At 44.8% G+C, this 12,991-nt stretch carries 9 protein-coding genes; 5 read left to right on the top strand and 4 right to left on the bottom strand.

Translation table 11 applies throughout. The annotated features are described in order from the left end of the window. Nucleotides 1–15 precede the first annotated feature (15 nt). Nucleotides 16–1,770: a sensor histidine kinase gene (locus NYR53_RS23005; RefSeq protein ID WP_261301479.1), complete on the bottom strand. Its 1,755-nt coding sequence runs from the start codon at nt 1,768–1,770 to the stop codon at nt 16–18. A 17-nt stretch (nt 1,771–1,787) separates the two neighbouring features. Next, nucleotides 1,788–3,326, bottom strand: a complete 1,539-nt coding sequence (locus NYR53_RS23000; protein ID WP_261301478.1) for a response regulator transcription factor — start codon at nt 3,324–3,326, stop codon at nt 1,788–1,790. Nucleotides 3,327–3,576: 250 nt separating this feature from the next. On the opposite strand from NYR53_RS23000, the gene NYR53_RS22995 reads away from it, so the two are divergent. From NYR53_RS22995 to NYR53_RS22980, 4 genes are all read left to right on the top strand, one after another. Then, a complete protein-coding gene (locus NYR53_RS22995; protein WP_367618568.1) occupies nt 3,577–4,479 on the top strand; it encodes an ABC transporter permease in 903 nt (300 codons plus the stop codon). Nucleotides 4,480–4,509: 30 nt separating this feature from the next. Next, on the top strand, nt 4,510–5,400 hold the full coding sequence (locus tag NYR53_RS22990; RefSeq protein WP_261301476.1) for a carbohydrate ABC transporter permease: 891 nt from the start codon (nt 4,510–4,512) through the stop codon (nt 5,398–5,400). A 123-nt stretch (nt 5,401–5,523) separates the two neighbouring features. Beyond that, nucleotides 5,524–7,143 carry an extracellular solute-binding protein gene (locus NYR53_RS22985; protein WP_261301475.1) on the top strand — a complete coding sequence of 540 codons (1,620 nt, stop codon included), beginning with the start codon at nt 5,524–5,526 and terminating at the stop codon, nt 7,141–7,143. A gap of 84 nt (nt 7,144–7,227) precedes the next feature. Then, nucleotides 7,228–9,273 (top strand): alpha-galactosidase, encoded by a 2,046-nt coding sequence (locus NYR53_RS22980; RefSeq protein ID WP_261301474.1) that lies wholly within the window; start codon nt 7,228–7,230, stop codon nt 9,271–9,273. Nucleotides 9,274–9,368: 95 nt separating this feature from the next. On the opposite strand, the gene NYR53_RS22975 is transcribed toward NYR53_RS22980, so the two are convergent. After that, complete coding sequence (locus NYR53_RS22975; protein WP_261301473.1) at nt 9,369–10,220, bottom strand: sugar phosphate isomerase/epimerase family protein; 852 nt, start codon at nt 10,218–10,220, stop codon at nt 9,369–9,371. Nucleotides 10,221–10,557: 337 nt separating this feature from the next. Between NYR53_RS22975 and NYR53_RS22970 the strand changes: the two genes are divergently transcribed. Next, a complete protein-coding gene (locus tag NYR53_RS22970) occupies nt 10,558–11,844 on the top strand; it encodes a beta-propeller fold lactonase family protein (protein ID WP_261301472.1) in 1,287 nt (428 codons plus the stop codon). Nucleotides 11,845–12,104: 260 nt separating this feature from the next. Here NYR53_RS22970 and NYR53_RS22965 read toward each other — a convergent pair whose 3' ends face one another. Next, the gene (locus NYR53_RS22965) at nt 12,105–12,977 is read right to left on the bottom strand and encodes an AraC family transcriptional regulator (RefSeq protein WP_261301471.1); all 873 of its coding nucleotides are present in this window, start codon (nt 12,975–12,977) and stop codon (nt 12,105–12,107) included. Nucleotides 12,978–12,991 lie beyond the last annotated feature (14 nt).

Genomic DNA, 12,991 nt, shown 5'->3' with positions numbered 1-12,991 from the left:
TTTTTCAAATCATGTTTATGAACTAATACCGTGCAGCGGAATGCGAATTTGCGCCTTCGTCCCAATGCCGAACTTACTATAAAGCGTAACACCGTATTCGTCGCCAAAAGCTAATTTGATCCGTTGGTCCACATTGGTGATCCCATACCCCGAGACGTTGTCGGTTTTATTCAGAGCAGTTTCCAGTGTTTTAGTGCGCATGCCCATTCCATCGTCGATCACTTCCAGATAAACATCGCATTCATCCTTGTACACCTTGATGATGATATTAATTCCTACTTCATCGTCCCAAACGGCGTGATTGATGGCGTTTTCGACAAATGGCTGTAAGGCCAGCTTAACCGTCTGATAAACAAGCACGGAATCATCAATCGCATAATGGATTCGAAGCAGTCCTTCGAACCTAATCTGCTGGATGGCGATGTAATACTTAGTGAGTTTGATTTCTTCACTGATGGGTAATATCATTTTTCCTTTATTCAAGGAAATCCTGTAAAACTTGGCAAGATGTGAGACCATCTCGCTAATGGTGTTATCTCTGTGCTTAACGGCTAATGCGGAGATGGACGCTAACGTATTATATAAAAAATGCGGGTTGATTTGGGCTTGCAGCATATTCATTTCCGCTTCTTTCTTCGAAATTTCCTTCTTATAGACCTCGTTGATTAATTCTTTCAGGCGACCAGTCATTTTTTTAAAGGCAAAGGATAACTGGCCAATTTCGTCATGCCCCATAAACGTCATGTTGACATTAAAATCTTCCCGTTCAATCCGCCGGATGACTTGAAGCAGGGATTCGATCCGTTTGGTAAAGAACCGTGCGGTAATATAAATCAAAACAACGGAGATCGCTATGCTGCTCAAAGCCATGATCAGAATTCGCTTGGAGGCGATTTGAGCGTTCGTAATGAAGCTCTTGTACGGAATGACAGAGATCGTTTTCCAGCCATTCTTGATTGTGTTGTAAACGACCAGCGATTTCTCGCCATTGTACATGCTGTCGAAGCTTCCGGAATTTTTCTCACCGAAAGTACCGGGGATTAAGGTGCCGATATTTTGGTTCAGGAGCGCTTTGTTGCGATTCGATAAGATATTGCCATTCTCGTTAACGATATAAATATCTTTTTGCTTATCTTCCTTTTCCATGAGCCGATAAATATCGGCTTCGGCGATATCGAACGTAAGAATACCGTAAGGAAAGTTAAGGCTGTTGTTATTGAGCAAACGCGCCAGCTTGAATACGGGTTCAGTGACAGCCGTAGTTGCGGATACACTATAAGTCACATTACCGTAAGAATGGGCGATCGACTCGTACCAATTGGTTGATTTTGCCGCATCATCAATTCGCTTAATATATACGCTGTCCGCAGGAAATGTCGTATTGCTCGTGTAGATGGATACTGCCCGAATGTCGGGATTCGTGGCCAGTACATTATTAATCACATTATTGAAATAAATGTACGAATCCAGGTATTCTGTACTGTTTTCGGTGTAATCTTTGGTCAGCAGCAAGCGCAGCGTATTATCCAAATAAATGGATGCAGATATTTTCGAATAGGAATCTAGCTTCGTTTCCAAGTTGGCGTTAATTTGTTCTGTTGTTGCAATCATATTGGTATAGATTTGCGCTGTTAGCTCCCGTGTAGTCGTGTCATAGGAATATTTGACGAAAAACAACAACGGTAAGATCGAAACGATGCAAAAAACGGCAAATAGCTTGCTGCGCAAACTGAGATTAAGAAACGTTTTAACTACAAACCGGAGTGGCATGGGTAATCGTCCTTGTATCATAAAAGTTTTTTCCGGTATTCGTTGGGTGTCGTTCCTTTGAATTTCTGAAACACAGAGCAAAAATAAGAGACGTTTTCATAGCCAACGGATGCCGCGATCTCATGAATTTTTTTCGATTTGTCTTTCAGCAGTTCAGCAGCATGATGAATCCGTACACGAGTCAAATATTCCAATATCGTTTCTCCGGTTTTGTCCTTAAATAGGGTTCGCACGTAATTGGGTGACAGATACACCTGTTTAGCAATATCCTCGATGGTCAACTGTCTGCTGAAGCTGCGGTCGATGAGACTAGCGATTTGATGAATAATATGAAGGTTTTTGTCCTTGTCCTTTTCCTTCATAAGGGAGAGGATGGAACGGCAGACATCCAGGATGTGATCTTCGATTTCATTTATGGTTGAATAATTGGCGATACGCTTCCAATCGTCAACATACATCGAATGGACGGAATCACCTCCGATTAAATGGGCAAAATGCTGCTCAATGGCCGTAATAAGGCGCAACGAGCTTGAGCATACCAGATCTCGATCGACCTTCGAGGTGCGCATAGTGTCAAAGAAATCTTGAATCACGGTGAAAGCTGCAGATTCCTGAAGGTGGGAAATGGCATGACAAAGTGAGGCAATTGCCGGTTCAGGGTTCACCTCTTTGTACACCGGTTCGACGGCTTGATCTGCCTTCGTACACGACCCCAAGCCGAAATAAAATTTGCTTTCATTCGCTCGTTTGGCACCTGCACATAAATCGTATAGGCTTTCGAGGCCCATGCCAACGTCGGATACACCAATTGAAAGGATGGCGTCGTTTCTGTCGTTGACACACCGAATCAGTTGCTCCGCAGCATGGCTAAGCTCTGTTGACGGAGTATCAAGTTTGTGACAGAGAAGTACGAAAGTTCCTTCCTTGATCTGACAGAGAAAGGAACGGGGTATCTCCAGCTGCGCGAAATTACGGATAAGTGTTACGAGCTCCACGCCATAATGGCTGCTAGGGTCAACCGTTATATATAAAATTTGAAACAAACCGCTCGAGGGCATCATGGATGGCAGTAATAACAGTTTCTCAATCCATTGCGATCTAATTAGGGGACTACTTTCCAGGATCAGCTCTCTCAGATAGGATTCCTTGAGTACTTCCGAGGTTTGAGAGGAAATCCGGAGTTCCTCGCACTTTTGTTTGACTTTCTCCATTAAATGCTGGAGCTCACCCATGTCGAGGGGCTTTAATAAATAGCCGATCGCTTCCACGGATAGTGCCGCTTTAATATATTGAAACTCATCGTGGCCACTTAGGAAGGCGATCTGGACATTGCGATTGATCTGTTTGGCCCGTCTGCTGAATTCCAATCCGTCCATAATCGGCATACGAACGTCTGTTAATATGATATCAGGACGAAGCTCTTCCATGCGCTGAAGCGCTTCTCTGCCATTCTTCGCCGTTCCAGCGACACGAATGCCCATGTCTCCCCAACGAACGTAGTCGGCTAGCATCGCGAGCTCCATTTTTTCATCGTCTACAAGCAGTATGCTGTACATTGGAAGCGCTACCACCTTTCTAAACGCTTGATATTACCGATTTTATTGTAAAACGTATAGCTCAAATAAACAATGACTTCGCAAAAGGATCGTTCATTTGGAATATGTTTCTGAAAATGCTTGTATAGAATTGTGTTCTGCTCATTCCTATAATGAGAATATACAAAATGATTATGGTTGTGACGGAGCGGCACAAGCCGCCGCAGCCTGGAAAAGGCGGGTTATACATATGGAAGCGCGACTCAGAAGGATGAAAGGACAAAAATATTTATACTTAATGATCCTGCCCGCCTTCATCTCTACCATCTTATTTTCATATGGTCCGATGTTCGGCTTGTATATGGCGTTCATCAATTACTCGCCCGGGGGAGGGTCCTTTTTCCACCAGTTTTTTACGAGCAAGTTTGTTGGTTTCGAGTGGTTTCGGTACTTCTTTACAAGCGGTGATTTTTATATCATCATGCGAAATACGATTGCGCAAAGCTTCTTATCGTTATTGGTGGGATTTCCGGCTCCGATTCTGTTGGCCTTAATGATCAATGAAGTGAAGTCCGGTTTATTCAAAAAAGTGGTACAAACGGTATCGTACCTGCCTCACTTTATATCTTGGGTGATAGCGGCAAACATTATCATAACGCTGCTATCTTCACAGGGGCTGATCAATAAGCTGTTGATGCTCATGCACATCACGGAGCAGCCGGTGCAATTTTTCCAAAACGGTCATTATTTCTGGGGGATCATTGCGGTATCCAATATGTGGAAAGATATGGGATTTAACGCAATTATGTATTTGGCTGCCATATCGGCAATTAATCCCGAACTCTATGAAGCAGCAAGAGTTGATGGTGCCAACCGCATGCGCCAAATGTTTCACGTCACACTACCGTCTTTACGCCCTACGATTGTCATTCTGGCCATTTTGTCCATCGGAGGTATTTTGAACGCGGGGTTCGATCAGCAATATTTGCTGCAAAACAACACCATCTTGAAATATTCGGACGTTATCGATACCTATACGTACCGATACGGATTGCAGAACGGCATGTTCTCTTATGGTGCTGCGGTTGGGTTGTTCAAATCGGTCATTGCCTTTATTCTAGTCGTTAGCGTGAATACGCTGTCTAAGCGAATGAATCAACAATCTTTATTTTAAATAGAAAAAGGTAGGAAAGGGTGGGTCTGAATGAGAACGAGATCGAGTGGTGATATCGTCTTCGCCTGGTTCGTTTATGTGTTTCTCTTTCTGGTGTTTATCGCAACGTTCTACCCCTTCTGGAACATTCTTGTGCTGTCTCTAAACAGTGCCGAGGATACGATCCGGGGCGGCGTTTATTTCTGGCCGAGGGTGTTTTCCTTAACAAGTTATGTGCAGATTTTAGGTGATCAGGAAATTATTAATGGGGTCAAAGTGACTCTGGCACGTACTCTGATTGGCACGCCGCTAGCTGTATTGGTCATCTGTCTGCTTTCTTACCCGCTTAGCAAGCGCGATTTGGTCGGCGGGAAATTCATCACACTGTTCTTCATATTCACGATGTACTTCGGCGGGGGCTTAATCCCCTACTATATGATCTTAAAGAGTCTGCACCTTATTGATACCTTCTGGGTGTACATTGCGCCAGGTCTTATGAATGTGTTCTATATGATATTGGTACGCACATTTATTCAGCAGCTTCCTGGGGAATTAGATGAGTCAGCGAAGATGGACGGCGCGAACGATTTGCAAATTTTCGTCAAGATCGTATTGCCACTGACGACTCCGGTGCTTGCTACGATAGGATTATTTACGGCGATAGGCCATTGGAATTCTTGGTTCGATTCCTATGTATTCACCTATAAGCCTGAACTGAAGACACTGCAGGCTGTTCTCGTTAAAATATTGAATCAGTATCAGACATCTTCGATGGTGTCGGATGCGCAGCAAATGGCGGATTCAGCTAAACGCCTTGCGGTATCGTCGGATTCGATCCGTATGGCGGCGACAATTGTCGCAACGCTGCCCATTGTCATTGTGTATCCGTTCTTGCAAAAGTATTTTGTCAAAGGCATGACGGTTGGAGCAGTTAAAGCTTAGATCAGCTTTCTCATTCATGAAAGGCGGTGGTTGGGAGCGCAGTCCGTAGAGGATAGGGTGATATCCTAGTAAGTAATGTAATCAATTGTTTCTAATCCATTTAGTCAAGGGGGATTTTATTCCATGTTCAAGACCAGGAAAACGTTTAACGTGCTGCTTTCAACGGTTCTTATGGGTTCCGTCATCGCCGGTTGCTCTACAAAAGAAAATACGGCTACGCCAAGCGATAAGCCAGCAGCCACTACCGATAACAAAGCAAACGATCTGACACCGATTAAAATGACTTTCTTTGATAAAAATACAGGCGATGCCTTCACGAACGAGGTTGCCAAGGAAATTACGAAACGGACGGGCGTGACGATCGAAATACAGCAGCCAACGGGCAATCCTTCCGAAAAGCTGAATCTGATGCTCGCTAGCAGCGATCTGCCGGATCTTGTGCTAATGGACCGCGGTGGAGATATCGTTAGTAAGTACATTGCTGCAGGGGCGATTATTCCACTGGATGATCTGATCGCTAAATACGGTCCCAATGTGAAGAAAATGTACGGGGATACTTTGAAAAAGACGCGGTTTACCGACGGGAAAAACTACTATCTTTCTAACTGGTACGGCCCAGAGAATGAGCCTGTATTTGGCATAAATATGCGCAAGGATTGGCTTAAAGAGATTGCTCCGGACAAAGCTGAAGGCGGAAAGCCGTTCACGGCAGATGAATTCGAGGCGCTGCTGAAGGATTTCAAAACAAAGCTTGGCAAAGCGGACGGCAAAGACGTATTCCCGATGAGCTTCAACGGTGAAAATATGGGCGCTGTGCTCGGAACGTTTAAAGGCATGTGGGGAATGAAGACATACTACGAAGATAATGGAACACTGAAGTACGATGTGAAGGACCCGAAATATAAGGACATGCTGATGTACTTGAACAAGCTGTACCGAGAGGGCTTGATTGATCCGGAATGGCCAGTCAATAAGAAGCAAACGTGGGAGCAAAAGATTTCTAACGGACTCGTATTTGCATCACCAGGCGCTTATTGGGATTTCGGTACGCCTAACGGTGTGCTTAAGAAAGCAGGCGGACCTGAGAAGCAGCTTTATCCGTATAAGCTTGTGGGACCTGGCGTTGACCCTGCAAAAACGACCTTAGGGCCAAAAAGCTCGCTCGGTTGGGATGCGATTGCGATCACTAAGACGAATAAAAATCCAGAAAAAACGATGAAACTCATTGACTTCCTAGCTAGCGAAGAGGGCCAATACCTTCTCATGTGGGGGATTGAGGGCGTTCACTGGGATATGAAAGACGGCAAGCATACGCCGCGTCCGGAAGTTCTTCAAGGCTTTAAAGACGATTGGGATAACTTCGCAAAGAAAACAGGTATTCGCAAATGGACTTGGTTCGTGAAGAACGGTAAAGGCTCCGACGGTACGCCGTATGATTTGCCGGGCCGTTACCAGCGTGGCGAGATCGACCAGATGGCGCTGAAGAACTTGTCCGATACGGTGTGGGAAACGTCGGCTTATGATAATCTCGGCCCTGCCGGCGGCACCCCGGATGCGCTCGTCAGCCAGAAAATTTCAGATATTATGAGCCAAACGATTACGAAAGTCATCATCTCCAAGAGCGAGACGGATGCAGCCGCTCTGTTCGATAAAATGCTTGCCGATATGAAGGCAGCAGGTGATGAGAAAGTGGAGAAAATCATCAACGACACCTACAAGAAACGCTTGGATCTTTGGAAATAAGAGTGGATTCAGATCAGGAAGCCGAGGCACTGTTCCGGCTTCCTTCTTCATTTAAATGTCTAAAGGCATGAAGGAGCGGATAAGATGATATCCCGTACAGTGATTTTTCAAGAGTTGAGCGGGCAAGTGGTTGGAGAGAATGGGTTATACCGAATTATCGTCGATCTGGGAAGCGGATTAACGGAATATGAATGGGTTTCGGGAAGCCGCTTGAGCGGAGCTTACAGCGCAGCGCGGATCGGAGGAGTCGGTGGAGGCAAATATGTTGCTTCGACCGAATACTCGGAGCACAAACTGGCCGCTGGCGGCGCTCAAATGATCCATGATGATTTCGGCACGGGTTGCCGATTCTCAGTAATTCATTCAGCTGAGTCGCTTCCGGTTATGACGCAGACGTTTTGGCTTTATGAAAAAGTGCCCTACTTTTTCGTTCAGGTCGAGTTGGAAGGCGAAACGGAAACATTGGAGACCAACTATATTTCGCCATTGACGGTGAATGCAGCTAAGGGATCATCAGCTTTGGAAATGGCGGCAGAGGAGCTGCGCGCGCTGTTGGTGCCTTTCGATAACGACAAGTGGGTGCGTTACGAATCAACCGCCATGCCGAATCAGCTGGAAAGCTATGAGGTAACAGCTATTTTCGAACCTGCATCGAGAAAGGCGCTAGTTGTTGGTTCGGTTACACATGATACTTGGAAAACAGGTCTGAAAGTTATCGGAAACGAAGGTGCGGCTATTCACCATCTGGAGGTATACGGTGGTGCAGCAAGCGAGTATACGCGCGATACCATTCCTCACGGTACGCTGATCGGCACAACGATTGCTTCACCGCGTATCTTTGTGGGCATGTATGCGGATTACAGAACTGGACTGGAGGAATACGGAAAGGCCAATGCTGTGATAGCTCCGCCACTTCAATGGGAACACGGCGTTCCCTTCGGATGGAATAGCTGGTCGGCGGCAGGGGGAGAGCTCGACTACGAGCTTTACACCCATACGTCAGACTTCTTAAAGAGCTTGTACGATGGCGGGTTTCATCATCAGGGGACGGTCTACATAAATTTTGATTCCTTCTGGTCGAACTTAACACAGGAGCAGCTCGAGGACGCCGTACGTCACGTTCGTGACAATGGCCAAAAGCCCGGTATTTATTGGACACCTTTTGCCTTCTGGGGGAACGATTTCGACCGGGTAGTGGAGGGAACGGACGGCAAGTATATATACAGAGATCTACTGCTGCGTGATGAGCAGGGGGAGATATTACCCGATTTGGACGGCGGACTTGCGATAGATCCTACGCATCCGGGCAATCTGATGCGGACGGAGTGGCATCTTGAACGTTTTGTCAGGTGGGGCTTCGAGTACATTAAACTCGACTTTCTTGGACACGGTGCTTTGGAAGGCGTGCACTTCGAAAAGGGAGTGCGAACAGGGCTTCAAGCTTATAACCTCGGCATGGCGTTGATCAAGAATAGGCTGGATCCCAAGGTCATCGGACGTCCATTCTTTATCAACTTGTCCATTGCGCCAATGTTTCCGCATCAATACGCCCATAGCAGGCGCATTTCATGTGATGCTTTCGGTACACTGAAAGATACGGAGTACATGTTGAATTCACTCACATACGGTTGGTGGATGAATGGCACCATTTATCCTTTCAATGATCCTGACCATACCGTTCTTTATAAGAGCTTTAACCAAAAACCTACGACGGTACAGGAAGGTAGGAGTCGTCTAAACGCTTCCCTTATTGCCGGAACGGTTCTCCTCATGGGGGACGATTTCCGCAAAAAGGAAGCAAGAACAAGGGCAGAGAATTGGTTGACCCGGCCGGAGCTGCTAAAAATTGCAAAGACGGGAAAAAGTTTTATTCCGCTTGAGGGAAATACCGATGCTGCTTCTGATGATGTTTTTTTCCAAATGGCTGATGACAGCTGCTTCATAGCCGTGTTTAACTATAACCAAGATGAAACCGTTGAGAAACGTGTATCCCTTGTACGTTTGGGTCTGCCCCAAAATGCGACGTATGAGCTGCATGATCTATGGGAGGAAACCGCCCATAAGTCGTCAGGAGACATAAGTGTTCGCTTGGAGCCGGCAGAGTCGAAGATTTTTAAGCTGATATTTTAGGGGGAAGAGCTGCTTAGGCAGCTCTTTTTTAACCCACATAGAAAGTATAAGTTTTAATATTCTACCTGCCCTCGCATTCGATTTTTTCTTCAACATTAAGGTGTGATCGTGCTCCATAAATCTCTTACTACCCGCTGCAAGTACAGAGACTGCTGCCATCGGTCACTAATCTCTTTGTTCCTCCCGCTTGCTTCATTCGTTGTTATTGCATAAGGGGGAGGACCTAGTTCAATTACGACCGGGAATACATCATTTGTATTAGCTTGAAGCAGCCAATTCTTCATTCCCAATTGCCACCATTTCTTAAAATGGGAGAACATAGGATGATTTTGTTCCTCGCCTGGGTCAATCTGTATCTGCTCTCCGTTCGATATTCGTGTATGTATGCTAGAAGTGTTCGAAAGTAATGCAATAAGTAACTCGTCCGCTTCTTGAGAAACAGTGTGCAGTTCCCCAGCGACGATGTAATGGGAAAAGTCGATTGTTAAAGGTAGAGACTGTAGTTCCCTAACGTATTCAACGGTACGTATTAAATCTTGGGTAATAGTCCCCCTATGTGTTTCAATGAAAACAGGAATTCCCGCATCCTTAGATAGTTGCTCAATCCCCTTCAAGAGCTGAATGGCAGATTGACCTGTCATGAAAGGCTGGATGACTTGTGCATTAATAAATCCAATACCACCAAAGACTTTTGCTCTTTCTAGGAAATCAGCCATATCCTCATGCGATTTTGGGTAAGCGTTTACACTGAACGAAAGGTGATACTTGTCTAATAGATGCTTCCAATAATCAGCTTTCTCGGGTGAAGGAAGGAATCCATTAATGCCGTCATAACCACTGCTAGCGATTAAGGCTATTTTCTCTTCGTCGGACAGTACGTTTCCTTCAAAAATATCCAGATTATCCATCGCCCACCACGACATTTGAACTTCTAATTGATTGTTCATGCTTCTCACACCTTATCTCGAAGTTATAGGATGGTAATCCATCACACATTCTATAGTGTAAGTTGAATATTAATGAGGGGGAAGTAATAATCATGCTTTTTTATCATGTAATCCTGCTATTATGAAGATTATTTTTAACGGAGCCACGCGGGTTTGCGAGCTCTGTTTTACATTTATTTATGGTATTAGACTGGCCAAGTTATTTTAGCATAAAAATTCAGTATCATATAGGAATAAAGGATGTAGTAAGATGTTTCAACCACGGCATATGTACAAGCATAAACCTGCTTTTTGCCATAAACTAGCATTATTAATATTAATGTTAGGAGGATAATAGATGGCGATTTTAGATACTGGTCCAATTGATAACCAGAACAATCCGCGAACAACCCAGCTTACGATTCGACTATTAAATACAGGACGGAAAAACGCGATTGCCGGTATTGAGGCGTACTATATAAGTCCAACCGGGAATGGCTTCGGGAACTTGACTTTCTATGCTGTTAATCTCGTCTCCTTGAACCCGATAAATCAACTTGGCGCTACTTTTACTATAGAAAATGTCTACGCGAAATTTGATGTGTTCGGCGTTCGCGTGATTACAAGCGGGCTTGGTGCCAACGATATTGCAGTTACTGTCCTGGAAATAGGAGAGACAGGGCAAGTTATCGATCAACATGTGTTAAAAGGCGATATGGCTCAAATCGGGGAGCTGCTGTTTACCTATTTTACAAACTCAGGGGATGGCACCGTCTCCGTATTCGACACATTCACAAATACGTTCATTGGAGAGCCAATCCCTGTCGGCAACTTTCCTATTTTCATTGCTTTCACACCGGACGGGACAAGAGCCTATGTTTCGAATAATGCAGACAATACGGTATCCGTCATTAACACATCAACGAATACGATTGTGGGAGCCCCGATTCCTGTGGGGGTTGGCCCCATAGTCATTGCAATTACCCCTGACAGTACCCGCGCCTACGTTGCGAATCAGGGGGATAATTCCGTCTCCGTCATCAGTTTGATCACAAATACCATAATTGGTGCCCCGATCCCTGTAGGGACCGCACCTCTTTTCATTGCTATCACGCCGGATGGGACTAGAGCCTATGTTACAAATCAGGGTGGTAACACCATTTCCGTCATTGACACATCAACGAATATGGTTGTGGGAGCCCCGATTCCTGTCGGAGTTCAACCTACAGGAATTGCGATTACCCCTGACAATACCCGCGCCTACGTTTCGAATCGGGATGATAATACCGTCTCCGTCATCAGTTTGATTACAGATACTGTAATCGGAGCCCCGATCGCTGTCGGGATTAATCCTGGCGGTATTACCATTACACCTGACGGTACCCGCGCGTATGTCGCCAACCAGGGAGACGGGACTGTCTCTGTCTTAAATTTGATGACAAATGCGGTTATGGGAACTCCGATCCCTGTAGGGAATTTCCCGATCATTGCTGCCATTGCGCCCGACGGTTCACGTGCATTTATTACAAATATGAATAGCAATACGATTTCTGTTATCGATACTTTTAGCAATACCGTAATTGGATTCTTGCCAACAGGGAACAGCCCCTTAGTATCTGCGATTACCCCGATTCTTTTGTTTTAGTTTTAAAGTTGTCGGGGTGACTATACCAAACAGTTAAATCAGTTTATTTTTATTTTCAAACAATCAGGGATCGATAAAACGTGGCAGTCTAGAACTTTATTTTCTGTTCTTGACCGCCACATTTATATTCTATGAGACTTAGTCAAAAACTTATTATTTGGAAGTTGAGAGATTTTAAAAGTAAAAGTGCGCATAACTACTGATCTGTCAGTCTAATACTTTATTTTCACTGAACAGTCCTTCATTGCTTCAATCCATAATTACTTTTTCGAAATCGGTATCCATATTTCACTTTTAAAAGTTGGTGAAGTTACATCTTTATGCTCATTCCAAAGGATTTCTGGACCTTCTATTGCTTCATAGTTGGAGGATGGAAACCATTCAGAATAAATGCGTCCCCATACATTTTGCAGTGTATCGGGAAAGGGTCCGATTGCTTCGAATACAGCCCATGTTGAGGCAGAAACATCAAGGTGCGTTAGGTGATCTGGACACTTCTTCGTTGTTGCTACACCAATAAAGTGATCAAAATCCCCTTTTTCCTCCATCCTGCCCTCAGAAAAGTTTGTAGATGCACTAAGCAGTCCTAAAGGCTCGACATTAGAAAGGTTTTTAAGGTTAGCGATCGTTTCTCCATCCAAACTTTGCCACATAGACGCAATCTCCGGATTTACCCCATTGAATTGGATGGGAACCCTTTTCTTAATACCAACAATGCGAAATGCCTCTTTTTCCTCAATTCGATAGATCATTTCATTTCCTCCTTTGATGGTTAACTGAAAGGTCATTGGTGGGTAGGCTTTAAGTGAATGGCCATTACTTCTGGCTTCTGACGGTGTTAGGCCATGCAAACTTTGAAAAGCTCTTGCAAAAGAATCGGATGAGTTATACCCGTATTTCACTGCAATGTCAATGACTTTTGTGCTGCTGCCTTTAAGCTCAAATGCTGCAAGAGTAAGGCGTCTGCGGCGGATGTATTCCGATAGCGAAATACCGGCAAGGAAGGAAAACATCCTTTTGAAATGGTATTCGGAGCAAAAAGCACATCTTGCAACTTCTTTCAAATCAATATCGTTCGCAAGGTTTTCTTCAATATACGTTAAAGCGCCATTCATGTTTTTAAGCAAATCCATTTATCTGACCTCCT

This window comes from Paenibacillus andongensis (assembly GCF_025369935.1).
GTDB lineage: Bacteria > Bacillota > Bacilli > Paenibacillales > NBRC-103111 > Paenibacillus_E > Paenibacillus_E andongensis.
The sequence above is the reverse complement of the archived record's forward strand: the minus strand, read 5'-3'. Positions and strand labels throughout refer to the sequence as shown.